Origin of the sequence: Paenarthrobacter sp. A20 (assembly GCF_024168825.1) — a bacterium.
In the GTDB taxonomy this organism is placed as follows: domain Bacteria; phylum Actinomycetota; class Actinomycetes; order Actinomycetales; family Micrococcaceae; genus Arthrobacter.
On sequence record NZ_JALJWH010000001.1, the window covers coordinates 1,040,913 to 1,064,933 of the forward strand.

Annotated in this window: 24 protein-coding genes; 13 read left to right on the top strand and 11 right to left on the bottom strand. The window is 62.0% G+C overall.

The window, feature by feature from the left end; all coding sequences use genetic code 11:
• Window positions 1–55 precede the first annotated feature (55 nt).
• A complete protein-coding gene (locus J3D46_RS04985; protein ID WP_253465420.1) occupies window positions 56–1,297 on the top strand; it encodes a hypothetical protein in 1,242 nt (413 codons plus the stop codon).
• A gap of 244 nt (window positions 1,298–1,541) precedes the next feature.
• A complete protein-coding gene (locus tag J3D46_RS04990; RefSeq protein ID WP_253465423.1) occupies window positions 1,542–2,462 on the top strand; it encodes a hypothetical protein in 921 nt (306 codons plus the stop codon).
• A 461-nt stretch (window positions 2,463–2,923) separates the two neighbouring features.
• On the opposite strand, the gene J3D46_RS04995 is transcribed toward J3D46_RS04990, so the two are convergent.
• The 3 genes from J3D46_RS04995 to J3D46_RS05005 all read right to left on the bottom strand — a co-directional run bounded on the left by J3D46_RS04995 (window position 2,924) and on the right by J3D46_RS05005 (window position 5,365).
• The gene (locus tag J3D46_RS04995) at window positions 2,924–3,673 is read right to left on the bottom strand and encodes a TIR domain-containing protein (RefSeq protein ID WP_253465425.1); all 750 of its coding nucleotides are present in this window, start codon (window positions 3,671–3,673) and stop codon (window positions 2,924–2,926) included.
• A 433-nt stretch (window positions 3,674–4,106) separates the two neighbouring features.
• Window positions 4,107–4,622 (bottom strand): GNAT family N-acetyltransferase, encoded by a 516-nt coding sequence (locus J3D46_RS05000; RefSeq protein ID WP_253465428.1) that lies wholly within the window; start codon window positions 4,620–4,622, stop codon window positions 4,107–4,109.
• Between the two features lie 176 nt (window positions 4,623–4,798).
• Window positions 4,799–5,365: a type 1 glutamine amidotransferase domain-containing protein gene (locus J3D46_RS05005; protein ID WP_253465431.1), complete on the bottom strand. Its 567-nt coding sequence runs from the start codon at window positions 5,363–5,365 to the stop codon at window positions 4,799–4,801.
• A 193-nt stretch (window positions 5,366–5,558) separates the two neighbouring features.
• Between J3D46_RS05005 and J3D46_RS05010 the strand changes: the two genes are divergently transcribed.
• From J3D46_RS05010 to J3D46_RS05030, 5 genes are all read left to right on the top strand, one after another.
• Window positions 5,559–6,050 (top strand): DUF2975 domain-containing protein, encoded by a 492-nt coding sequence (locus J3D46_RS05010; RefSeq protein ID WP_253465434.1) that lies wholly within the window; start codon window positions 5,559–5,561, stop codon window positions 6,048–6,050.
• The gene (locus J3D46_RS05015; RefSeq protein WP_231343434.1) at window positions 6,050–6,253 is read left to right on the top strand and encodes a helix-turn-helix transcriptional regulator; all 204 of its coding nucleotides are present in this window, start codon (window positions 6,050–6,052) and stop codon (window positions 6,251–6,253) included. The genes J3D46_RS05010 and J3D46_RS05015 overlap by 1 nt, the downstream gene beginning before the upstream one ends.
• Window positions 6,254–6,322: 69 nt before the next feature.
• Window positions 6,323–7,753, top strand: a complete 1,431-nt coding sequence (locus J3D46_RS05020; RefSeq protein ID WP_253465436.1) for a lysozyme — start codon at window positions 6,323–6,325, stop codon at window positions 7,751–7,753.
• Window positions 7,754–7,796: 43 nt separating this feature from the next.
• Entirely contained in the window at window positions 7,797–8,609 is an 813-nt protein-coding gene (locus tag J3D46_RS05025; protein WP_253465438.1) for an alpha/beta fold hydrolase, read from the top strand.
• Between the two features lie 482 nt (window positions 8,610–9,091).
• On the top strand, window positions 9,092–9,322 hold the full coding sequence (locus tag J3D46_RS05030) for a hypothetical protein (RefSeq protein WP_253465441.1): 231 nt from the start codon (window positions 9,092–9,094) through the stop codon (window positions 9,320–9,322).
• Between the two features lie 281 nt (window positions 9,323–9,603).
• Here J3D46_RS05030 and J3D46_RS05035 read toward each other — a convergent pair whose 3' ends face one another.
• On the bottom strand, window positions 9,604–10,959 hold the full coding sequence (locus tag J3D46_RS05035) for a uracil-xanthine permease family protein (RefSeq protein ID WP_253465444.1): 1,356 nt from the start codon (window positions 10,957–10,959) through the stop codon (window positions 9,604–9,606).
• 256 nt (window positions 10,960–11,215) lie between these two features.
• On the opposite strand from J3D46_RS05035, the gene J3D46_RS05040 reads away from it, so the two are divergent.
• Window positions 11,216–11,821 carry a malonic semialdehyde reductase gene (locus J3D46_RS05040; RefSeq protein WP_231343430.1) on the top strand — a complete coding sequence of 202 codons (606 nt, stop codon included), beginning with the start codon at window positions 11,216–11,218 and terminating at the stop codon, window positions 11,819–11,821.
• A 58-nt stretch (window positions 11,822–11,879) separates the two neighbouring features.
• Here the strand turns inward: J3D46_RS05040 and J3D46_RS05045 are convergent, their stop codons facing one another.
• Window positions 11,880–13,352 (bottom strand): MFS transporter, encoded by a 1,473-nt coding sequence (locus tag J3D46_RS05045; RefSeq protein WP_253465447.1) that lies wholly within the window; start codon window positions 13,350–13,352, stop codon window positions 11,880–11,882.
• A 105-nt stretch (window positions 13,353–13,457) separates the two neighbouring features.
• Between J3D46_RS05045 and J3D46_RS05050 the strand changes: the two genes are divergently transcribed.
• Complete coding sequence (locus J3D46_RS05050; RefSeq protein ID WP_253465449.1) at window positions 13,458–14,114, top strand: TetR/AcrR family transcriptional regulator; 657 nt, start codon at window positions 13,458–13,460, stop codon at window positions 14,112–14,114.
• A 108-nt stretch (window positions 14,115–14,222) separates the two neighbouring features.
• On the opposite strand, the gene J3D46_RS05055 is transcribed toward J3D46_RS05050, so the two are convergent.
• Window positions 14,223–14,375, bottom strand: coding sequence for a hypothetical protein (locus tag J3D46_RS05055; protein WP_253465452.1), 153 nt, complete (start codon window positions 14,373–14,375; stop codon window positions 14,223–14,225).
• 145 nt (window positions 14,376–14,520) lie between these two features.
• Between J3D46_RS05055 and J3D46_RS05060 the strand changes: the two genes are divergently transcribed.
• The gene (locus J3D46_RS05060; protein WP_253465455.1) at window positions 14,521–15,021 is read left to right on the top strand and encodes a 2'-5' RNA ligase family protein; all 501 of its coding nucleotides are present in this window, start codon (window positions 14,521–14,523) and stop codon (window positions 15,019–15,021) included.
• A gap of 5 nt (window positions 15,022–15,026) precedes the next feature.
• Here the strand turns inward: J3D46_RS05060 and pgm are convergent, their stop codons facing one another.
• Both pgm and J3D46_RS05070 read right to left on the bottom strand, forming a co-directional pair.
• Window positions 15,027–16,688: a phosphoglucomutase (alpha-D-glucose-1,6-bisphosphate-dependent) gene (pgm, locus tag J3D46_RS05065; RefSeq protein WP_253465458.1), complete on the bottom strand. Its 1,662-nt coding sequence runs from the start codon at window positions 16,686–16,688 to the stop codon at window positions 15,027–15,029.
• Window positions 16,689–16,892: 204 nt separating this feature from the next.
• Window positions 16,893–17,648 (bottom strand): SDR family NAD(P)-dependent oxidoreductase, encoded by a 756-nt coding sequence (locus J3D46_RS05070; protein ID WP_231341180.1) that lies wholly within the window; start codon window positions 17,646–17,648, stop codon window positions 16,893–16,895.
• A gap of 219 nt (window positions 17,649–17,867) precedes the next feature.
• Here J3D46_RS05070 and J3D46_RS05075 point away from each other — a divergent pair, with 219 nt between their 5' ends.
• Window positions 17,868–18,569, top strand: a complete 702-nt coding sequence (locus J3D46_RS05075; protein WP_253465461.1) for a DUF4190 domain-containing protein — start codon at window positions 17,868–17,870, stop codon at window positions 18,567–18,569.
• A 190-nt stretch (window positions 18,570–18,759) separates the two neighbouring features.
• Here J3D46_RS05075 and J3D46_RS05080 read toward each other — a convergent pair whose 3' ends face one another.
• Genes J3D46_RS05080 through J3D46_RS05090 form a run of 3 tightly spaced genes read right to left on the bottom strand, consistent with a single transcriptional unit; the run spans window position 18,760 to window position 22,486 of the window.
• Window positions 18,760–20,259, bottom strand: coding sequence for a peptide MFS transporter (locus J3D46_RS05080; RefSeq protein WP_253465464.1), 1,500 nt, complete (start codon window positions 20,257–20,259; stop codon window positions 18,760–18,762).
• A gap of 54 nt (window positions 20,260–20,313) precedes the next feature.
• Window positions 20,314–21,750 (bottom strand): amidase, encoded by a 1,437-nt coding sequence (locus tag J3D46_RS05085; protein ID WP_253465467.1) that lies wholly within the window; start codon window positions 21,748–21,750, stop codon window positions 20,314–20,316.
• On the bottom strand, window positions 21,743–22,486 hold the full coding sequence (locus tag J3D46_RS05090; RefSeq protein ID WP_231341176.1) for a peptidase E: 744 nt from the start codon (window positions 22,484–22,486) through the stop codon (window positions 21,743–21,745). The genes J3D46_RS05085 and J3D46_RS05090 overlap by 8 nt, the downstream gene beginning before the upstream one ends.
• A 142-nt stretch (window positions 22,487–22,628) precedes the next feature.
• Here J3D46_RS05090 and J3D46_RS05095 point away from each other — a divergent pair, with 142 nt between their 5' ends.
• Both J3D46_RS05095 and pheA read left to right on the top strand, forming a co-directional pair.
• A complete protein-coding gene (locus tag J3D46_RS05095) occupies window positions 22,629–22,955 on the top strand; it encodes a rhodanese-like domain-containing protein (RefSeq protein WP_026540906.1) in 327 nt (108 codons plus the stop codon).
• A gap of 30 nt (window positions 22,956–22,985) precedes the next feature.
• On the top strand, window positions 22,986–23,918 hold the full coding sequence (pheA, locus tag J3D46_RS05100; RefSeq protein WP_253465470.1) for a prephenate dehydratase: 933 nt from the start codon (window positions 22,986–22,988) through the stop codon (window positions 23,916–23,918).
• Window positions 23,919–24,021 lie beyond the last annotated feature (103 nt).

Consider the following 24,021-nt stretch of genomic DNA (forward strand, 5'->3'; position numbering starts at 1 on the left):
TCTGGGGCTGCGGGTCGATGCGGGGAATGCGTATTAGACGTCAGAGAATGGGGGGATGGGAAAACCTTCACGCCGTGAGAACCGACGGAACCGAAAGAAGGACCGCCAAGTTCCCCTTAGCGGGCTGAAAGTTGCTGTCGCTACGACTCCTGGTTCGTCTTCCTCGCTGTCGGTGGTAAAGGAACTCGAGCTTGTGAAAGCGGCGGTTCTCTACGCTGACCAGGTGAGTCTCCTAAGCCCTGTGGCTGCCCTGACCCTCGGCGTGCACCAACTTACGATTTCTGATGATGAACAGCTGCTGGATTTCATGTTCAGTTTGGACGATAGAACCCTTAGCAGGATCGGCGTCAGCCAGCAGCATTCCGAGGCTCTTAACCCGTTACGGAAGCTGACGTCACATTACGGATCTGCTCACCTGGCGGGCATACGGGATTCCACACTCACTTACGAAGATGCTAGAGACATGCTGTCACGGGATACAGGCCAAGAGGCCTTGAACAAGATGCGGCAGGACCTCCAGTCCGATCTAGGCCTCCGTGGCGGGACGGAGCTGCAACTTGGTGTTGCCTCGGGGCTCGTCCAAGTGTCCGACGGAAGCCTCCCGGTTGATATCACGTCTAATGATGAGCTGATAAGAATTTATGTCGACACACTGGTAGGCATGCTCCGCGATCCATCGACCCACCTGATCTTTGATGACTCAACGGGGACGCTGGTCCAAGCCTTGATCGACGGAAACAAAATCAGTCCAGATGCTCTCTCCCTTGCTCACTCAAAGAATGTGTCGGTAGGAAGCGGCCTCATCCGCAAGCTTCCTGCCCTCACGTCGGCACCGATGGACGAAATCCTTGACCTTCGCCGAGAGGCAAACGGTTCTCTGAGCAGATACCGCCGGGCCGTATCCAACCTCACCCCGAAAATCGCTTCGGCAGCGTTTGGTTCTGACTTCAACGAAGAAGTAAACGACCTGTGGTTAAGGGAAGTCGAACCAGCCATCGACGAAATCAAAGAGACCCTGGCCGATCACACCCTCGTCCGAGAAGCTGCCCGTCATCTTTCGATCGATCTCAAGAGTTATGTCTTTGCCGCCACGGGGCCATTCGTGGCAGTCGGAGTGCAGACCCTAGGCACTCTGGACACCTTGATGACAGCGGCTCTTTCGGCCACACCAGCCGCACTAGCTGGAGTGCAATTGCTCGCCGGAGCTGATCGAGATCGCCGAGCAGGACTCAAACAGGCGCAGAAAAGCGATCTTTTCTATCTCTATGATCTTGGGTCGAGACTCAAATCTCGCTAGGGCATCTCTTCAGAAAGTCTGGACCTGTTTGTGGCGGTCGAGGTGAGCATGGAAGGTAGTTGTGATGGATGGATCTGGTGGACGACCGCTTGGACGTCCTGACGTCGCGCCCGTGGATCTGGTTTGGCCTCCGGATCTGCTGCCGCCTTCAAGACCGCCAGCGTTGCTCTATCTGGACCTGAATCATTGGATCGGACTCTCTAAAGCGCGGTTGGGCCGGGAGACTGGAACCCGGTATCAGCCATTGCTTGAAGCTTTGCGGCTGGTCATCGAAGGTCGCAGGGTTAGGATTTTGCTGTCGGGTTCCCTTGTCCAAGAAATCTCCGCAATCCGGGATCCTGGCCAGAGGGAGCACCTGGCCGCGGTGATTGAGGAACTCACTGAGTTTGAGTACTTAGCGGGACTTGTTGATGTAAGAAAACTTGAGCTACAGGCGGTCATGGATGCCATGACCGGGACACGCGGTCTTGGTCATGGGCCTGTTCAACTGATAGGGAAATCTCTCCTTCATTCATTTGGAATGGTCGGCGGCCTGCGGGTCGTCGACGCAAATGGTGAACCGATGGCCGTTGGAGCCCAAGATCGCCAGCGTCTCGCTGGGCTTGAACGGATCGCGGAAAAGATGTTTGTAGCCGGCCCGACTGATGACGAGGTGTCTGGACTGCAGGAATTGGGCTACGCACCCGAGATCCCAAGAGATGCTTTGGTAACCAACGCTTTGATTGAGCAGAATTTCGCGGATAGCCAGTTGAGCGAAACGTGGCGCCGCGGGCGTCTCCGTGACGTACTCATAGCCCGTGAAGTAAATCTGGAGCTGAACGAGATGCTCGGAACGGAGTTGCATGCCAGAGGACTGAGTCTTGCAGACGTAGCAACGAGCCTTCCCGAGGCCAGGGGGCTTGTTCTTAGCATGCCGAGCAGCTGCGTGGTGGTGGAGATGAAAACCTCTTATCATCGAGACTCACGTAAGAGATGGACGATCAACGACCTTCACGACATCAGTGCCATGTCTCTTGCGGTTCCATATTGTGACATCGTATTCACCGATGCCGCGGCGCGTGACGCACTCAGGAGAGCCAAGTTACACGAACGAATGAACACTCTTCTACCTCGAACGCCGGAAGAACTCCGCGAGATTCTGCAGGGACTGCCGGGGAGCGGTTAAGGTAACCAGCCGGGAACCGGCATTTGCGTAGTTCTTGTCATTCCCAGCAGGGTGTCCAGGTACCAAGGGAATGGAACATCCTTGGTTGGGAACGACCGTGTTAGTTACGTGTGTTCTTTGTTTTTTTGGGGCTACCCGGATGCTCTGCGCCAGGGCTGCGGTGCCAAGCCAAAGTGGACTCTATTCAAATTGACATTGCCTGTACCGGTAACAGACGTGAGTTTGGAGAACTTTGGGTACAGTTTTCAGTGTTGGGCCGATGGTGCGGCGCAGGTGGACAGGACGACGCCCGGGTGGCGTCTGAGTACAGAGCGATTCTGGTCAATATCACTGGAAGCTATCGCCCGCCGGCTTGCCCAGCCAGACGTGGCGTGCCTCGTAGAGGAGCCCTCGGTAGATGCCGGGTTGGAACGTCAACCTCCTGCGGCGCAGCCGGCAATCGGTGGAACCGCAGGAGGTTACTAAACCCGGCGGGTGCGCAGGTTGCTATCAATCCGTGCGCCAAGGCTGCGGAGCTCACGGATAAATCTGTCGAATTCTTGATGTTGTGCAGCGCCAGGTGAAGACAATTTGAAGCTAGACCGGGCGGCTCGTGGGCTGACCACCCTGAGCGTCGTGCGCGCAGGGTTCCACCGGACCCGCCAACCTTGGGCCACAAGATTGTTTTCCAAGGTTTCAAGGTCATTGCTGAGGTGCGGGCGGTTGGCTGAAACAACCGTCGTTAACGAAACAGTCTCCCGAACTGCTCGTGGCCCTCTTCTGTGTATCTGATCGCCGAGCGTCATCACAGCAGGGCGGAGGGCAGATCTAAGGTTGCCGTCTGAACGAGCCGCGCTGTACCGGGCCTGAGTAATCCCTGCAAGATCCGATGGGAGCTTTAGGGAAACTCCGTTCGGGTGGACCATATAGGTTCGGTCCTTGCCCAAGGCGCCTACGAACAAGCCCAGCTCAAAAATGACATTGTCGCGCGGCGCCTGAAACAACACCTCTCTGCTTTCGACGGCATCGTCAGGGCTCAGAACCAAGACGGCGTAGTCGACAGACTTTGCTTGCTCCATCAAGCCATCGAGCACATGAGTGCCGACGTCGAACACGCCCTGAGTCCAGACCGTGGACTCAATCGAGCCCATCTCCTCGAGGCCTACAGCCAACCGCTCGGCCACGTCCTTGCCTTCGCTGGAAGAACCGATGAACACACGTGAGACAGTCAAGCCTCCTACTTCCCCGGATTGGCAGGAATTACCACTCCCGCAGACCGGAGCCGCACCAATACTTCATGTGCGGCATGTTCGAGAGCTTCTCCGGAGATTTCGTACCGAAGTGCATCCACCGCGACCGCGTGGAGCTCCTCGTAGGTGGGTGCTAGATGGTTATGGGTCATACAAGGCAGATTACTTTACGGCCGAATGTAAGGGTGCACTTCCCTCGTGCCCTGCGAAGGTGTTCCGTGTTCCGGTTCCGGGGATGTGGGAGGCCGGTACGTCTCGGTGGGCAACCCGCAGCACAAGGATCCACCTGGATCTCCACAGGGGAGTGTCCCACTAATGGTGTCCCACTTCTAAGGATGTGGGACACCGAAACCGCAATGGAGCAGGGAGGCCCGATTAGGGTGATTTCCTAGCGAGTAAGAAGGCGCGAGTACATTTACATGTCCTTGCGCTGGCCGCCAATCTCTAGCCAGCTCCTCAAGGTCCCTTCCCGTACGAACCCGCTGCGCTCGGCTGCGCGCCAGGAGCCCTCATTCCAAGGCTCGACGTAGAGTTCCAATCGCTGAATCCCGGGTTGCGCAAGACCCCAGACGGCGAGGGCAGCTAAAGCAGAGGAAGCAGCTCCCTTCCCACGATGACTTGGCGCCACCCAATAGCCAATGCTCGCCCGGCCCTGGCTGAGGTTCTTCAGCCACAGCCCGATTTGGCCAACCGCCTGATCGGAGGAGGAATCAGCAATAGCGAAGGAGTACCCGGTGCCATCAACTAGGCGTTGGTGCTGTCTTTCGATGAAGGCCAGAGCTGCCTGGCGTGAACCGCTGGCGGGAACTGTCGTGATGGCAGGAATTAGTGGATCGCGCGAGGCTTCCTGGACCACAGGAACATCGGCTGTCGTAAACGGACGGAGCCTGTAAGGGGGCGCAACGAGTACAGGCTGCTCCAAGGGGTTCATTCTCAGACTCTACGCGGAGCCCCCATAGCAGCGTTCGAGATACCGAAACTGCCACCGTCCCACTCCCAAGGAAGCGGAACATCCGGATGACCTAGGTCAGGGAAACGCCAAGTGCCGCCGTCGTACTTCTACATGAAGTACGACGGCGGCACTTGCCGTATGTGCCTCGGTGGCCGCTAAGCGGTCTGGCCAGCGTGCTGCCCCTCGGAGATTTCCTCCACGAGCTTGCTATTGAATGCCGGGAGGTCGTCCGGGTTGCGGCTGGTGACCAGGCCTTGATCGCACACCACTTCTTCGTCGGTCCAGTTGGCGCCGGCGTTCTTCAGGTCCGATTGGAGCGTGTGGTACGACGTGACGTTGCGGCCCTTGATCACGCCGGCGTCGATGAAGATCCACGGTCCGTGGCAGATCGAAGCCACCGGTTTGTGCTGCTCAAAGAAGGCCCGCGTGAAGTTCTGCGCGTCCTTGTCCACGCGGAGGTTGTCCGCGTTCACGACGCCACCCGGGAGTACCAGTGCGTCAAAGTCGGAGGCGTTGGCGTCGGCCACTGCGAGGTCGACGTCGAACGTGTCGCCCTTCTCCACGCCGTTGAATCCCTGGAGCTTTCCTGTGGAAAGCGCTACAAGCGTGGGCTCGCCACCTGCATCCTTCACGGCCTGCCAGGGGCTGGTGAGCTCAACCTGCTCCACGCCGTCTGTCAGGAGAAAAGCGACCTTCTTGCCTGCGATGTTGTGTTCTGACATTGTTCCTCCTCGTTGCGCAGCGGGGTGCTTTTTGGGCGATACCGCCGCTGTGAGAGTTGTTTGTCTGACCTGTTCCAGCCTAGGTAAGGGCGCTTTAGTAAGCAAGCTGACTATTTCCTCTCCTAACATTGGATCGATTGCATAACGATCGAATCTCGATAGAATCAGGTTGTTGTTCGATAAAGGAGTTCCGATGGGTAAGCTGACGATCCTCGCATTGCGGGTTGTGATCGCGATGGTGCTGGCAGGCTCGCTGTTCGTCCAGGTGTGGATGGTGCCGCTGCTTTCTACGGACCTTGTTGAGGTCGGTGCGCCCGACGGTCCGCGGATTACGCTGCTGGTGATTGTGGTTCTGGGAATCCTCTGCATGCAGGTAGTTGCGGTCTGCGTGTGGAGGTTGCTGACGATGGTGCGCCGCGGGACGGTGTTCTCCCACGGGGCTTTCCGGTTTGTGGACATCATCTTCGGGGCTGTATCTGTGGCCGCACTGCTGATGTTTACGATTGCGGCGCTGCTGGCTCCGGGCGACATTGCGCCCGGTGTTGTTCTGCTCATTTGCGGCGCTGCGTTGATGATCGGGGGAGTGGCTCTTCTGGTGCTGATCTTGCGTACGCTGCTGGCCCAGGCCGTTGCGCGTGACGTTGAGGCTGCTGGCTTGCGGGCCGAGCTCGACGAGGTGATCTGATGCCGATCATCGTGGACATCGACGTCATGCTGGCCAAGCGCAAGATGCCGGTGGGTGTGCTTGCCGAGCGAGTGGGGATCACGCCGGCCAACTTGGCTGTGCTCAAGAACGGGCGGGCGAAGGCGGTTCGGTTTACCACGCTGGAGGCGTTGTGCGAGGTGCTCGAGTGCCAGCCCGGCGACCTGCTGCGCTGGGAGGCCTAAGCCGGATAGTAGGCTGTGCTGAATGACGTGGGGGCGCCGGTTCCTCCCGCACTCCTAAGGAATCGTCGAATGAAGTTCTCCATGTCCCGCTGCCCAGGTCGCCTGAAAGCCACGGCTGTGCTGCTAGCCACCGTGGTGCTCGCCGCGTCGGGGGCAGGGGCGGCCATCGCGTCTGAAGAACCGCCCGCAACCCAGAACGACCACGCCATGGGATCGACACTTCGTGATCATGAAAGAGCGGACCAGAAGTTGTTTTCCATCCAAGGCACGGAGTCCGCTTTAGCAGTGCCGTCCGGCGTGCGCGGAATGGACGTCAGCAGCCACCAAGGCGTGGTGGACTGGACCAAGGCCGCAGCCAACGGTGCCAAATTTGCGTACGTGAAGGCCAGCGAGGGGACCGCCTACCGCAATCCCTACTTCCAGGCCCAATACTCGGGGGCTGCTTCTGCCGGCTTGCTGCACGGCGCCTACCATTTCGCCCTCCCCAATGCGTCGTCCGGTGCAGCGCAAGCCAACTACTTCCTCCAGAGCGGTGCGGCCTGGAAGCCGGATGGGAAAACGCTGCCTGCCCTGCTGGACCTGGAATACAGCCCCTATGGCGACGGCGCCTGCTATGGAATGACCCCCGCCCAGATGGTTTCGTGGATCTCCGACTTCGCAACCACCATCCTGTCGCGAACCGGCCGCCTTCCCGCCATCTACACCACCACTAATTGGTGGGAGGACTGCACGGGTAAGGCCAACGGTTTCGGGAACCATCCGCTCCACATCGCGAGCTGGGCGTCGACGCCCGGAGCGATGCCGGCCGGTTGGAAAAACTACACCTTGTGGCAGCACGCCGAGTCCGGAGTGTTCCCGGGGGACCAGAACGTCTTCAGGGGTTCGCTCACCGAGTTGACCGCGTTCGCCAAGAACCCGGGATCCATCTTCTCTGATATCTCCGGCGGCCAATTCACTGCCGAAGTCAACTGGCTCGGGTCCCGCGGCATTTCGACAGGGTGGACCGAGGCCAACGGTGCCAGGACCTACCGACCTCTTGCCCCTGTAGCCCGTGATGCGATGGCCGCGTTCATGTACCGTTTGGCCGGCTCGCCCGCCTTCACGGCCCCTGCCAAGTCGCCGTTTGCCGATGTTGCCACGGATAACCCGTTCTACAAGCAGATCACGTGGCTTGCCAGCAAGGGCATCAGTACCGGGTGGACCGAGGCGAATGGGACCAAGACGTACCGGCCGCTTGAACCGGTAGCCCGTGATGCGATGGCCGCGTTCATGTACCGTTTGGCCGGCTCGCCCGCTTTCACCGCTCCCGCGAAGTCGCCGTTTGCCGATGTTGCCACGAACAACCCGTTCTACAAACAGATCACCTGGCTCGCGAGCAGCGGCATCAGTACCGGGTGGGCCGAGGCTAACGGGACTAAGACGTATCGGCCGCTTGAGCCGGTTGCCCGTGATGCCATGGCCGCGTTTATGAGCCGTTTCGACACCAAGTTCGGGAGCTAGCGGGGCCGCCGCTTCAGCACCAGCGCGGTGTTAGCGTTCGAGAGTGCATTCTGTTGAATTTGGGGCGGGGACCCCAGTCCTGGTCATCCACGGATTCTGCGTCGATCATCGACTCTTGCTTGGCCTCGACCCGGTGTTCGATGCTCACGGTCAATGGCGGCGGGTCTATGTCGACTTGCCAGGTATGGGCCAAACCGCGGCGGGGCCTGAGATCGACAGCACAGATGCTGTCGCAAACGCCGTTGTCTCGTTCACGCGGGAGACTTTCGGCGATGCGGAGTTTGCCATCCTCGGAAACTCCTTCGGTGGCATGATCGCCCGTCACTTGGTAGCCGAATTCGGGGATCAAGTGCTGGGCGTTGCACTCCTCTGCCCGGTGGTCCTTGCGGATCACGGGTCACGAGCGGTGCCTCAGCGAACGGTGATCCGAACAAACCCTGCGCTGATGGCAACCTTGGATCCCGTGGATGCTGCGGACTACGAAGCAATGTCCGTGGTCCAATCTCCCGGGAACTGGTCCCGCTTCCGGGATGCGGCGCTGCCAGGGTTGCGGATCTTCGACCCGGCCGCCATTGAGCGAATATCGAAGAACTATGCGCTCCGCGAAGAGCCTGAGGGCCGGTTCGCCGCCTTCCAAGGACCCACTCTGATCCTGGCCGGGCGCCAAGACCATGTGGTCGGGTTTCAGGATCAGATTGCTCTGGCCAATAGTTACCCGCAGTCCACGATCGTGGTCCTCGATCACGCTGGCCATAACGCACATTTGGACCAGCCTGTGCTGACAGCGGCCCTCGTCAAAGATTGGCTAACCCGCGTCAAAGCCTGGAAGAAGTCCTCGAACGTCAGTAAGACTTGAAATCCATCAGGAGATCACCGTTGGAACTGCACGACACGCCCAGGGTGACACTAACGTTCGCATCCCTCGGTCCGCGACCCAACCATAGAGACATAGAGCATTTCCTCCGTGAAAATGGCTGGGCGTCTTGCGGCGCTGGAGACTGGGCGATTGCGCTCCGCTCGCCGAATGGCGCCGTTGTAGCGCGAATCAGCCCATTCGATCCAGTGGGTCCCTTCACAGCAGAGTTCTACCGTGAAGCAGCCGGCACTCGTCAGGTCCCGGAACTCCATGATCATCGCCGTTTGAACGGGGGAGGTGACCTGCAGATCATGGAATGGCTTCTCCCGGTATCAGAGGAGGAGGCAAAGGGGTTCTTGCTGAAAATAGCGAAGGGGAGCCCTGAAATGGAGGTCCTTGCCGGCATATTGCGAGGCGTCCACGAGCAGGCCAGAAACAGCTTGCCTTGGTGCGGGCCTCTGGACGAAAATCCACACAACGTCATGCGCACCCGCGACGGACGCCTGGTCCTCACCGATCCCTTTTACGCCGACGGACCCAACCTGTACGCCGCTGCTGCGTCCACGCCCGATCTCGTTGCTGCCCGGATTCCGAAGGAACAGAGAAAGTACATCACCGAAATCCCCCTCGCCGGTTCAGGCGGCTGGGACGAGGGGGGTCAGGAAAAGATCCGGCAAGGTCTTAGGGCGGCCGACGCAGAGGTACGTCGCTGAGCCAAGCCCGACGGCGGTCCTCGCCTTAGGCCGAGGTGAGGACCGCCGTCGTGGTTCAGCCAGCCACGGGCATCCCGCGTGCTGAACTTGAATCCTGCAAAGGCCACGAGACCGGCTGTCCAGGTAAAAGTTACTATCGCAGCGGTGAGGGCACCCAGGTCCGAGTCCGGGTAGGACCCTCTAACCAAGCATTGATGGGACGCATGATTCAGCATCAACCGAAGTTCTCCAGGTGACTAGTTCAAAGGAGTGGATTCCTCATCCGGAGATCACTCCCACCCCTACTTCCCCTTCTTCCCGCCCCGCTTGGCCGCCGCATTCATCGCCGACTTCACCGCAGGTGGCAGCCCCGCCGTCTCAGTTTCCGGCTCAGCGACGGTCCCGCGCCAGCGAGCCAGCCCCTTCATGCCGTGGTAGATCACCAGGGCAGCAGCGGAACCAAGGGCAATGCCCGTGAACTTCAGCTCGCCGATGGTCCACGTGTAGTCGGCGATGCCAATAATCAAAGCCACAGCGGCCGTCGTCAGGTTGATCGGGTTGGAGAAGTTGACCTTGTTCTGCACCCAGATCTTAACGCCGAGCACGCCGATCATGCCGTAGAGCATCGTCGCGGCACCGCCCAGCACACCAGCCGGCACGGTCGCGATCAGTTCGCCGAATTTCGGGGAGAAGCTCAGCAGGATGGCGAAAATACCGGCCACCCAGTAGGCCGCCGTCGAATACACCTTGGTGGCGGCCATGACGCCGATGTTCTCCGCGTACGTCGTCGTACCGGAACCTCCGCCGAACCCGGCAAGTACCGTCGCCGCGCCGTCGGCCATCAGCGCGCGGCCGGAGACGCCGTCGAGGTTCTGCCCCGTCATCGCAGCCACGGACTTCACGTGCCCCACGTTCTCAGCCACCAGCACCAGCACCACCGGAACAAACAACCCCACCACGCCGATGTGGAACTCGGGCGTCTGGAAGAAAGGCAGTCCAATCCACGCGGCGGCGTCCATCTTTTCGTAGGAAACCTCGCCACGCATAATCGCCACGAGGTACCCCACCACCACGCCCACCAGGATGCTCAAGCGGCCCAGAATTCCGCGGAAAAGAACAGAAACCAGGATGATCGTGACCAACGTGATCAGTGCGGTAACCGGTGCGAGGTCGAAGTTCGCCTTGGCAGCCGGGGCCAGGTTCAGGCCGATCAGCGCCACGATGGCGCCGGTGACGATCGGGGGCATCAGCCGGTTGATCCACTCGGCGCCGAACTTCTGGACCACCGCACCAATTAGCGCCAGTACGACGCCGGCAAGCACCACGCCGCCCAAGGCGCCACTGACGCCGTACTGCTGCTGGGACGCCATGATCGGGGCAATGAACGCGAAGCTCGACCCCAGGTAGCTGGGCACGCGGCCCTTGGTGATCACCAGGAACAGCAGGGTGCCGATGCCGGAGAAGAAGAGGGTGGTGGCCGGCGGCATGCCCGTGATGATGGGGACCAGGAAGGTGGCGCCGAACATGGCCACCACGTGCTGCATGCCGATGCCGATGGTCAAAGGCCAGGCGACCCGCTCGTCGGGTGCCACCACGTGGCCGGGGCGAATGGACTTGCCGTTGCCGTGGAGCTTCCATTTCATGCCGAGCATGCTCATGGCCGGGCCTTCCTCAGAAAAGTGTTGGGATTCGGTGCAACATTACCGCCATTGCGGGGCCTGCTCTACGCGCCTCGCGCGCTCGGGAGCGCGCACAACAGGCCTCACAACTCAAAGAAACGACACGCGAAGTCACGCTGTGTGCCCAACGTCACGGGCCGTCACGGGAAGAGGACAACGGAAGTTGAAGTTGCAACCATGGAAAGCAGAAGTGCCCGGCCGCCTGTAAGGCCAGGGCCCAGCGAAAGGTTTACGAATGACGATCGCCCACGAAGAAGCAGTCATTGACGCCGCAGCAGTCGACGCCATTTTTGCCGAAGCCCGCACCGCCAACAGCTTCGCCGGTGAGGTCACCGACGAGCAGGCCCGCGCCATCTACGAGCTCACCAAGTTCGGCCCCACCGCCTTCAACTCCCAGCCGCTCCGCGTGACCTATGTCCGCTCGGACGAAGCCCGCGCCAAGCTGGTGGACACCCTTTCCAACGGCAACAAGGCCAAGACCGCCTCCGCGCCGCTGGTCGCCGTCCTCTCCTACGACACTGACTGGCAGGGTCAGTGGGACAAGTTCCTGCCCGCCTACGGCGCGCCGAAGGCAATGTACGACGCCGATCCCGCCTTCGCCGCTGCTACTGGAAACAACAACGCTCATTTGCAGGCCGGCTACTTCATCCTGGCCGTGCGCTCCCTCGGTTTCGCAGCCGGCCCGATGACCGGCGCTGACTTCTCCGCCATCGACGCCGAGTTCTTCCCGGCCGGTGACCAGAAGAGCTTCCTGGTGGTCAACATCGGCCAGCCCGGTCCGGACGCCTGGGGCGAAGCAAAGCCGAAGTTCGCTTACGACGACGTCGTTCGCACCGTCTAAGACTCCACAAAAAACGCCCGCTCACCGTACGTGAGCGGGCGTTTTGCGTTCGTGGCGGTCAGGCAGCTTCGTCGAAGTCGTCGATCCCCGCAGCTTCCGCATTCCGGCGCCGTTGCACCCGGGACGGAACAACGAGCGCAGCGAGGAGCGCCAGCACGCCAATCCCGGCGGATACCCAGAAGCCGATGGTGAACGCATCGTCCGAAGGCGCGCCCTGCGGGGTGATGTTTGAGGAGATGAGCGCGGCAATGACGGCCGTACCAATGCTGCTGCCGACGGTGCGCAGCACGGTGTTGGCACTGATGGCCTCGCCGGTCTGGGTCGCAGGAACACTTTCGACAATCGCGTTTGATGTCGCGGCCAGTGCCATGCCGATGCCGATGCCGGTGAGGATGCCCGAGACCACGATCTGCCACTCTTCACCGTGTCCCAATGCCGGAATGATGAACGCGACGGTGACGGCCACAGCGCCGAGGATCATCGGAATCTTGGGCCCCACCTTGCGGATGAGGGCGCCAGCAATGACGCCGGAGATCACCATAGCGACGACGGTCGGCAGCAGGTAGATGCCAGCTTCGCTGACGGTCTTGCCGAACCCGTAGCCAAGGACCGTTGGCAGTTGAAGGATCGTGGGAACCAGGACGAAGGTTCCAAACATTGCGAAGCCGAAGGCCAACGCCACGATGTGCGCGGTCCACACGCCACGGTTGCGGAACAGTCGCACGTCAATCAGCGGTTCTGCCACGCGCAATTCCACGAACACGAACACGATCAGCGCGATGCCGCCACCGAGGAGCAGGCTGATGGTCTTGCCGTCGCCCCAGCCCCAGGTCTGGCCCTCGCTGATGGCCAGAAGCACGGCTACAAGGCCGACGGAAAGAATGCCGGTGCCCAGGAGATCGAGCTTGCCTGGGGTTTTGACGGGAGATTCGGGCATTCCGAAGATAGCTCCGAGGAGGGCGATCAGTACGAGCCCGGCCGGTAACCAGAACAGCCAGTGCCAGGACAGTGCCTCAACAATCGGACCAGCAGCGACAATTCCAACACCGGCGCCGATGCCGAAGATCGCGGACAGCAGGCCGATGGTGACGCTGACGCGTTCCTTCGGAAGCTCGTCGCGGACGATGCCGATGGATAGTGGCATCACCGCACCCGCGGCGCCTTGAAGCACGCGGCCAATGATCAGGACCGTCAGGTTGGGTGCAATAGCGGCGAGAACCGCGCCGACCAGAAGCAGGGAGAGCACCACGATCAGGACCTTGCGCTTGCCCACCATGTCGCCGAGGCGCCCAAGGATCGGAGTCAGCACGGAAGCGGAGAGCAGGTAAGCCGTCAGCACCCAGCTTGCGTCGCTTGTTGCTACGCCAAGGTCCTTCCCGATGGTGCCCAGGGCGGGTGCGACCAAGGACTGCAGGACCGCGAATGAAAGGCCGCCGAGGGAGAGATAGGCGATGATCGCCTTGCCGCGTTTGCGGTGAGCCTCCGTACCCGGTGCCGGTGCGCTTGTCGGGCGCTCAATGGTGCTGGACATGGTTCTCCTCGGCATGTAAACGATTGATTACTTAGAGCGTAAATCAATTTAGTTACCTATGTCAACAATCGTTTACTTGCGGGTTTGCCGGGCTAGAGTGGGGGAGTGGGCAACGAAGTACAGGAACCAAAACATCTCGACGGCGGGGCAGCTTTGGCGGACGACGAATTGATTCGTTCGGGTCGGGACGCGGACGTCACCCGGCGGGCGCTGGTTCGCGCCGCCCGCAGGCGCTTCGCAACCGAGGGCTATCGCGCCACCACTGTTCGCCACATCGCAGCGGATGCGGGCGTCAACGTAGCCCTCATCAACCGGTATTTCGGCTCCAAAGAGGGCCTCTTCGAAGCGTGCATGAACCGCACTGTGGATGAGCTGGATCCCCAAACCCGGGCTCGCGCGGCCAGCGTTGACGAGGTGATCGCCCGGCTCCTGGCGCACGTCGTCGAGGCTCCCAACGCCGACGACCCCCTGCAACTCCTGCTCCTGCTCCGTTCATCCGGCGACGAGAACGCCGATGCGATCCGCCGCAGGACCTTGGAGCGCTTCACCGAACAACTCGCCGCAGCCGCAGGTTGGAGTGCGGATGACTCCGCTTCGCAGCCGCTTCTCCTTCGAGCCCAAATGGCTATCGCGCTGATGCTGGGATTGGTGATGCTGCGGACGGCCACGGAAGTGCAGCCCCTCGTCTCAGCTTCCGCCGATCAACTGACGGAGCCCCTCGAGCAAGTCCTCCGAGTCCTGCTCGACTCCCGAGGTGCGTAAGTAAAGAGAGCATCCGCCCTTCCGACGCTCTCTCACCTTTCGTCGCCTTTCCGGAAACGCTCGATCACTTCCGGCGTGTGAACGCGGGCGGAAGCATGAGGGCCAAACCTATTGGCGGAATGCGCCCGGATCTTGATCGTCGTTTCGGCTGGCAAGAGTTCGCATAACCAGGCCAACTATCAGGATCACTGCGATCGCGACGACCACGGCCACAAGCAGGCCGAGAATTACCAGGACGTGCCAACCTTCAAGCCTCATCATTTCCCCCAGATTCAGATTGCGCTTGCCCCGACCCTATAGGGAAGTGAGAGAGGGCTTGGGATATTGCCGCGGGAGGTGGGAGAGGATCCGGGAATTGGGGCCGGGAGGTGAGAGGGCGATGAAGCCGGGGTGGCAAACTATGCCTATGCGGAACCTCATCTGGGTGGCGTTCACGGAGCCCGTGCAGCCGGGGCTGGTTTTTCCGCGCAGCGACTGGCCGCTTCACATCACGCTGCTAAGGTTCGACGCCGGCACTGAGGTGAGTGCCGACGTCGCCGATGTTCTGACGGACTTGGCCGAAGCGCCAGTCAAGGGAGCCCTCGGAACCAGGCTAACCGTGGGTGAAGAGGCGGGCTTTGGGCACATGGGGTCCATCCCGGTGAGCTTGATCCACCACAACCCGTTGCTGCAGGGACTGCACGAAGAGATGGTGGATGCCGTGACCAGCATCGGCGGGAGGATCGCTACGCCGAACTACATCCTTGACCACTATCGGCCGCACATCTCGCACCATGACGGCAGGCGCCCCAAGTCAGGAGACGTCGTCGTGCTTGACCACATAGCCCTGGTGGACATGGCGCCGGAGGGCGACCACACCATCCGGCGCATCCTCAAGCTCTGGACCCGGGACGCCCAGAGCCACTGAGGAACCTACGCGATGACTCCGTCCACCAGCGCCTTGGCCTCTTCCTGCACCTGCTTCAAGTGGTCCGCGCCCTTGAACGACTCGGCGTAGATCTTGTAGACGTCCTCGGTGCCTGAGGGGCGGGCTGCGAACCAGGCGTTCTCGGTGACAACCTTGAGGCCGCCGATCGAAGCGCCATTGCCCGGAGCCTCAGTGAGCTTGGCCGTGATCTCTTCGCCGGCCAAGGAGGTAGCGGTGACGTCGGCGGCGGAGAGCTTGCCCAACTTGGACTTCTGCTCGCGGGTGGCGGCAGCGTCGATGCGGGCGTAAACGGGTGCGCCGAACTGGTCAGTGAGTCCCTTGTAGAGCTGCGACGGAGACTGACCCGTAACGGCCGTGATCTCGGACGCCAGTAGCGCCAGCAGAATGCCGTCCTTGTCCGTGGTCCACACGCTGCCGTCCAGCTTGTTGAAGGAAGCGCCGGCAGATTCCTCGCCTCCGAATGCGCCCTCGCCGGAGAGCAAGCCGGGCACGAACCACTTGAAGCCAACGGGAACCTCCACCAGCTTGCGGCCCAGGCCGGCTGCGACGCGGTCGATGATCGAGGAAGATACCAGGGTCTTGCCAACCACGGACTCCGGGTTCCAGCCGCTGCGGTTCCGGTAAAGGTAGTCGATGGCGACGGCGAGGTAATGGTTCGGGTTCATCAGGCCGCCATCGGGTGTGACAATGCCATGCCGGTCGGCGTCGGCGTCGTTTCCCGTGGCGACGTCATAAGCAGTGGTGCCGTTGGCGCCCGCAGCCATCCGCTTGATCAGCGACGCCATGGCCGACGGCGACGAGCAATCCATGCGGATCTTCTCATCCCAGTCGAGCGTCATGAAGGCCCACTGCGGATCAACGGTGGGGTTCACTACTGTGAGGTTGAGCTGGTGGCGCTCGCCGATCTCGCCCCAGTAGTCAACGGAGGCGCCACCCATGGGGTCGGCGCCGATGCGTACGCCGGCGTTGCGGATCGCGTCCAGGTTGAGAACGGAGGGGAGGTCGTCGACGTAGCTGCTGAGGAAGTCGAACTTGCCCGTTGTGTCGGCGGCGAGAGCATCGTTCAAGGGGATGCGCTTGACGCCACGGAGGCCGTTTTCGAGGAGCTGGTTGGCGCGGTCGGCGATCCAACCGGTGGCATCCGTATCGGCGGGTCCGCCGTGCGGAGGGTTGTACTTGAAGCCACCGTCGCCTGGCGGGTTGTGGCTGGGGGTGACCACAATGCCGTCGGCCTGGGGAGTGCCGGGCGCGGCTTCGCGATTGTACTTGAGGATCGCGTGGCTCAATGCCGGTGTCGGGGTGTAGCCGTGGCGTGCGTCCACCAGGACAGTCACGCCGTTGGCAGCCAGCACCTCCAAAGCGGAGTTCTGCGCCGGCTCGCTGAGGGCGTGGGTATCGCGGCCAATAAACAGCGGCCCGGTGATGCCCTGGCGTCCGCGGTATTCAACGATTGCCTGCGTGATCGCAAGGATGTGCGGCTCGTTGAACGACGCTTTCAAGCTGGAGCCGCGGTGTCCCGACGTTCCAAACGCCACGCGCTGCGCGGGATCGCCCAAATCCGGAGCTACGTCGAAATACGCGTCCAGCAGGGCTGTGATGTCAACAAGGTCCTGGGGAAGGGCAACTGTGCCCGCTCGGCTAGCCATGGGGTCCAGCATGCCAGACCACACGGCCCGCTGACAGGAAATGTCCGGGATCTGGCCCCTGTGACGCTGGAAGGCGGCAGGGGCACGCCATGAACAGGCAGGTTTCACGTCACGTTCAGGAACAGGTGCTAGTGAAAGAGAACGCTCCGCCCCGGTTGTCGAAAACCGGGTCGGAGCGAAATTCAATAGCAAGGGTGCCAAAGGCTAGACGGCGGTGTACCCGCCATCGACCAGCACATACGAGCCGGTCATGAAGCTGGCTTTGTCGGAGAGGAGGAACGTAGTGACGTTGGCGATCTCCTCCGCCTTGCCCAGCCGGCCCAGCGAGTGCTTGGCCTCAAGCCCGTTAATCACTTCTTTCGGTGCAGCTGACAGCAGGGGAGTATCGATGTAGCCGGGTCCAATCGCGTTGACGCGGAGACCCTGCGCGCCGTATTCGGCCGCTGCGTTCTTGGTCAGGCCCACCACGCCGTGCTTGGCAGCTGTATAGGCGGCGTTGCCGGGGGCGGCGACAGCTCCATGGATTGAGGCCATGTTCACAATGGCACCTTCGGAAGCGCCGGCGGCAAGGATGGCCGGGATCTGATAGCGCATTCCATAGAGGACGCCGCTCAAGTTGATGGCGATGACCCGGTCCCAGTCCTCGATGTCGACGTCGCCCACAGGTGCGCTGGCCCCGCCGATGCCCGCGTTGTTCACGGCGTAGTTGAGGGCGCCATAGGTCTCCACGGCGAAGTCGACGGCCTTCTTGCTGTCCTCGGCCACAGCCGTGTTGCCTTGGAACGGAACTGCAGTGCCGCCGTCGGCCGTGATTTCGTTGGCCACGCGGGTGGCGGCGTCGAAGTTGACGTCCGCAACCACGACGTTGACGCCGTTTTTTGCGAGGTCCTTGCTGATCGCTTCCCCGAGTCCTGAGCCGCCGCCGGTGACGAGCGCGGTCTTGCCTTCGAAGTTACCCATGATTCCTCCTTCGCGGGACGGATCCCGCAGATTTCTGTGGTGAGCGCTGTTTAAGTCGCTGTTGACGTAAACCGAGTCAGACTCGGAAAAATTCCATGCTTATGCATGAATCTTTCCGGATGGGCCCTTGTGCCCATGTCTTCAGCCCTGCGCTACCTTCTGTGGCACCGCGGACGGCGGTAGTGTTGGGATCAAAGACCAAATTCAGGGGGATTTTCCATGTCAGATCAGCCAGCCAAGGGCAACGAAGACAAGCCGGCGGGTTACGAACCGCCGCAGTACGTCCCGCCCGCACAGTTCAGCGCACCCGAACCGGCCGCGCAGAGTGCCCCTGAGCCCGGGGCGCCCGAGCCCGGCGCCCCCGTGCCGCCGCCATTCGAGCAGGGTGCCAACCCAACGCAGCCGCTCCCGTCCTATGAGCAGAGCGCGCACGGGCAGGACGCTTACACGCAGAACGCCCAGGGCCAGAGCGACTTCTACACCCAGCCTCAGCCGCCCGGCAGCCAGAGTGCGTACACCCCGGGCGACTACAGCCAGCAGCCGCCGTCGCCTTACGGACAGCCGCCCAGCCCGTACCAACAGCAGCAGGCATTCGGTCAGCAGCCCTATGGCCAGCAGCCGTACGGCCAGCCCAGCCCCTACGGACAGCCCGCGTACTACGCCATGCAGGCCGAGCCCAAGGGCCTGAGCATCGCCAGCATGTGCTGCGGTATCGCCATCTTTGTTGGCTTCGGGTTCTTCATCCTTCCGCAGATCGCCGCCGTGATTCTGGGCCACCTCGCCCTCAAGCGTGAACCTGCGGGCAAGGGCATGGCAATCGCCGGACTCGTGATGGGATACATCGGCGTGGCGCTGACGGTGATCTTCGGCATCATCTTCTTCGCGGCCATTGGGGCCTCGTCCACGAGGTTGAACTACTAAGCAAACACGCACGACGGCGACCCTTGCGTCAGGTGGGAATCCCACCGAACGCAAGGGTCGCCGTCGTTGTTAAGGCCCATCGGCGCGACCCAAACCCGCGGCCGACACAGAAACGGACCAGCGCCACCTGAATATAGGCAACGCTGGTCCGTTTGCGTGGCGTCAGGCGCTGTGCGCCGCGTCAGCCGAGCTAGCGAACGCCACCCATCAACTTCTTGATCGCCGGCGAAGCAGCTGCAAGGCCAACGGCAAGGACCATTGCCACGCCGCCGATGCCCAGGAAGTACGGGAGCTCGTCGTCGGGGTTGTACAGGCCAGCCAGGATGCCCGCCAAGGTCGTACCGAGCGAGACCGACAGGAAGAACAGTGCCACCATCTGCGTGTGGAACGCCTGCGGGGCGAGCTTGGTGCTCACGGACAGGCCGATGGGGGACAAGAACAGCTCCGCCAGGGTGAACATGAACAGGATGCCCACCAGTGCCAGCAGCGGGGTCTTGCCGTCGCCGGCCAGCGGGATGAACGCCAGGAATGCCAGGCCCATGATGAAGAGGCCGGCCGAGAACTTCAGCGGCGAACTGGGCTGCTTGGAGCCGAGCTTGGTCCAGAGGGTAGCCATGACGCCGGCGAAAATGATGATGAACACCGGGTTGATGGACTGGACCCAGGCGGCCGGCATTTCCCAGCCGAACAGGTTACGGTCCAGTTTCTCCTGCGAGTAGACAGCGATGAACGTGAACTGCTGCTGGAACAGCGCCCAGAAAGCAGCCGATGCGATGTACAGCGGGATGAACGCGACCACGCGCTTTCGCTCCACACTGGTGACCAGGGGGCTGCGGAAGATCAGGAACAAGTAGATCACCGAGGCCGCGATGGCCGCGTAAGCCATGCTGCGGGCCAGGTTGTTGGCGTTGACGAAGCCCGTGCCGAGCAGGACGCCGATGACAATCAGGATGCCCAGGAAGATCAGGCCGTAACGGGTGCGGTCCTTCGCGGGGAGCGGGTTCGGCACGCGGTGTGCTTCCTCGGGGAGCCGTTTGCGGCCCAGCGAGTAGATGACCAGGCCGATCGCCATGCCCACGGCCGCGGCGCCGAAGCCGATGTGGAAGCCGTAGCTCGTCTGCAGGAAACCGGTGACCAGTGGACCGATGAGCCCACCGATGTTGATGCCCATGTAGAAGATGGAGAAGCCGGCGTCGCGGCGCTCGTCCTTCTCGCCGTACAAGGTTCCCACCAGGGCGGTGGCGTTGGCTTTCAGGCCACCGGAACCGATGCCCACCAGTACCAGGCCGGCGATCAAGCCCGGAATTCCGGGAAGAAGCGCCAGCGCTATGTGGCCGGCCATGATCATGATGGCCGAGCCGAACAGGACCTTTTCGGAGCCGAAGAGACGGTCGGCGAGCCAGGCGCCGAGGATCGTCGACAGGTAAACGCCACCACCGTATGCACCCACCAAACCAGCGGCGAGGCCCTGGTCAATGGAAAGACCGCCCTGCTCAGCGGTGAAGTACATGTAGTAGAGCAGAATTCCCTGCATGCCGTAGAAGGAGAATCGCTCCCACATTTCCACGGAGAAGAGGCTGGCCAACATCTTTGGATGGCCGAAGAATGACGTATCGCCCGCTGGCTTTGCGGACTCAGCCGTGGTTTGAGGTGTGCTCATTTTCTCAATGCTGGCACTGACTGCGGGCATTGTCACATCGATATATGCCCGGGGCAACCACTTTCCATATGTTAGACGCCCCTGTTACCTGGCCTCGAGGGCGGCTGCGAGCTGGAGAAGCAACAGCTCAGATCCCATGCGGCCAATGAGCTGAATTCCCATCGGCAGGCCAGCGGCAGTTGCGTGCACAGGAACGCTGATCGCCGGAAGCCCGCACACGTTCACCATGGATGACCACGGCGCGTATTCGCACTGCCGCTTGTAGTCCTCGTCAGCGTCGCCGGCCCACTCACTCGGCCACGGCTCGCCGCTGTGTCCGCCGCCCGTGAACCAGCCGATGGGACGAGGTGTCTGCGCGAGCGTTGGCATGAGGATGACATCCCATTCCGCGTATTGCGCGATGGTGTCGTGCTCGAATTGCCGCAGGAATCCGAGTGCCTCATTCACCTTGAAAGCGCTCCGCTGTTGCGCCCGACGGCGGAATGTCCGGGTCAGCGGGGTCAGCAGTGCTTCGCGCTGGGGTGCTATCCGGGCACTCCCGACGCCGGCAGTCCAGGCTGCTGTGAACGCTTCGGGATAGCGGTTGTCGTACCGGATTTCGGCTTCGGCAACGCTGTGGCCGGCGTTTCCCAGGAGCTTGGTCCCCAGCGTGAGGGCGTCCATGGCTTCTTGCTCGATCCCAAACGGATAGGCACCTGCCCACGGGCTGTCCAGGCTCACGCCGATCCTGAGGGGCTCCGGCGCCCGGCCAACATTGGCGAGATATCCGCCGTCGGGCGCTTCATCCCGGGGGACCAGCGCGTCCATCAGCAGCGCAGCGTCCGCGGCTGTTCGCGCCAGCGGTCCGGCGACCACCAACTTGGCAGTGTCCCCGGCGCTTGCACCTGACGGCACCACGCCCCGGCCCGGCTTCAACCCGACCAGTCCGCAGGCGCCGGAGGGAATCCGAATGGACCCGCCTCCGTCTGTTCCGGGCGCGAATGGAACCAGGCCAGCTGCCACGGCTGCCGCTGTGCCGCCTGACGAACCGCCGGAGCTTCGCCCCAAGGAATGGGGATTGCGCGACGGCGGTGCGATGCGGTTCTCGCTGTACGCGGTCAGCCCAAACTCCGGAACCTGGGTTTTGCCCAGCGAGATGACGCCTTGACCCTTCAGGGTTGCTGCGAGGGCGCCGTCCTCGGGCGCGGGTTTATGCTCCAGGGCAGCGCTGCCGTGGGTTGTCGGTACCCCGGCGACGTCGGTGAGGTCCTTGAATGCGGTGGGCATGCCGTGAAGCAGGGGCAGCTCATCGCGGCGGCCCTCGCGGACCACGATGGCGTGCCGTCGATCCGCCGCGGCGGCGTCCCTGAGAGCCTGTTCTGCTGTGACTGTGACAAAGGCACCCAGTTGCTTGTTCCGGGATTCGATTGCCGAGAGGAAGTGGGTGGTGGCCTCCCGGGCGGACAGGTCGCCCGAAGCCAGGGCATCGCGGAGTTCAACAGCGGTCAGTCGTGAAAGGGCCTGCAGCGAAGGATCAACCAAGGAAACGCGACTCCAACCGTTCCTCCACAGCAACGGCATCCACACTTTCGCCGGCACCGGCGGTGACCCGGAAGGCTGCCTTGTTCTTCACTTCGGACACCACCTCCACAAGTTCCGTTCCCTGGTAAACCAGCCCCACGCCGTCGTCCGTGCAGTGCGTTTCGCCGAGCGTGCCGTTGGCCACCAATTTGTGGATGGCAGGAGCGCGGCGGGGTTCGGAGTCATAGTGGACACCGCTGGCGTAGGGAAGGAAGCCGAGGGCGTTGGTGACGGGCCTGAGCTCCGGGCCGAACGAATCGGTGACGCCGCCCTGGTACCAACAGATGGATCCTGCTGAGACGCCAGCCAGCACCACGCCGCCTTCCCACGCTTTCCGGAGGATCCGGTCCAGTCCGTGGGCACGCCATACGGCCAGCAGGTTCACCACCGAGCCGCCGTTGACCCACACCACGTCCTGTTCCAGGAGATGGGCTTCCGGGTCCTCGATATTGGGCATGGGGAAGAGGGTGAGGTGGCTGAAATCGAACCCCGCAATACGTGCGGCCTGATCCATTTCCGCGGCCCACCAACGCTGATCCCCGGATGCCGTCCCGATGTGTGTCACGCGTGGCGGGCGGCCGCTCACCCCGGAGAGCTCCACGGCATAGTGCATCAAGTGGTTGAACTCTATCCGGGTGCGTTCGCCTGGTTTGTAGCCACCGGATGTCGCCAGAATGGTGGGTTGCCCAGCAGCCATGGAGTACTCCTAACGGGCCAATGTTCGGGGAGGGCTTGGGTCCCAGTCTTAGCGTCCGGACCTCGTGACGCAAGCGAACGTTCTGGCCGCACGCCGCTGCGACTAGGCTGGATGCTGGACTAATCGATGGGAAGGGACCGCAATGAGCGACTTCGATACCGTGCCTGTGGGCGATATTCCGGCTGACGCCAGCATTCTGGACGTCCGCGAAGACTACGAGTGGGTGGCAGGGCACGCTGAAGGTGCACGCCACATCCCCCTGGACCAGCTGCCGGCACGACTGGACGAGCTCGATCCCGACGACGACCTCTTCGTCATCTGCCGCACCGGTGGCCGTTCCTTCCGCGCTGTCCAGTGGCTGGTGGGCCAGGGGTATTCGGCGGTGAACGTGGCCGGGGGCATGGATATGTGGTTCGAGGCAGGCAAGCCGATGGTGTCCGACAACGGTCTCAAGCCGGTAGTCCTTTAAACCGCGCATATAACCAGCAAGGAATATTCGATGTCAGCGCTCACCTACACGTTCCTTGGCCCCGAGGGCACCTTCACCGAGGCCGCCCTCATGCAGGTACCAGGTGTTGCTGACGCCATGAGAATTCCCTGTACCAACGTGAATACGGCACTGGAACGTGTCCGTGAAGGCCAAGCTGATGCTGCCATGGTTCCCATCGAGAACTCGGTGGAGGGCGGAGTTACGGCCACGCTGGATGCGATCGCCACGGGCCAGGAGCTCCGGATCATCCGTGAGGCCCTTGTTCCCATCACCTTCGTGCTCGTGGCGAGGCCCGGCGTCGAACTTTCCGACATCAAAAGGATCTCGACGCACGGCCACGCGTGGGCGCAATGCCGGCTCTGGGTGGACGAGCACCTTCCGAACGCTGACTACGTTCCCGGATCCTCGACGGCCGCTTCCGCCATGGGGCTGCTGGAGGAGGATGCTCCTTACGAAGCGGCCATTTGTGCGCCGCTGATCGCTTCCGAGCAACCCGGCCTCAACATCCTGGCCCAGAACATTGGCGACAACCCGGATGCGGTCACACGGTTCATCCTGGTGAGCCGGCCCGGACCCTTGCCGGAGCGCACAGGTGCTGACAAGACCACCGTGGTTGTGCCGCTGCCGGAGGATCACCCGGGCGCCCTCATGGAGATCCTGGACCAGTTCGCCTCCCGCGGAGTGAACCTGAGCCGCATCGAATCACGCCCCACTGGTCAGTACCTGGGCCACTATTTCTTCAGCATCGACGCCGATGGACACGCCACCGATTCACGGGTGGCCGATGCCCTTGCCGGCCTCCACCGGATCAGCCCGGCAACCCGGTTCCTGGGCTCCTACGCACGGGCTGACAAGCAGCCGGCCGTGGTCGCTCCGCATACGTCAGACGCGGCTTTTGCCTCGGCACACGCGTGGGTTGATTCGATTCTGAAGGGCTCCTAGCCGCAGTCCACAGGGCATGCCATTCCCCTTTCGCACTGATGCTTCTGTGCGTATGCTTGCCTGATCCATAAACGATGGATGAATAGCAAACGAAAGGGATGGG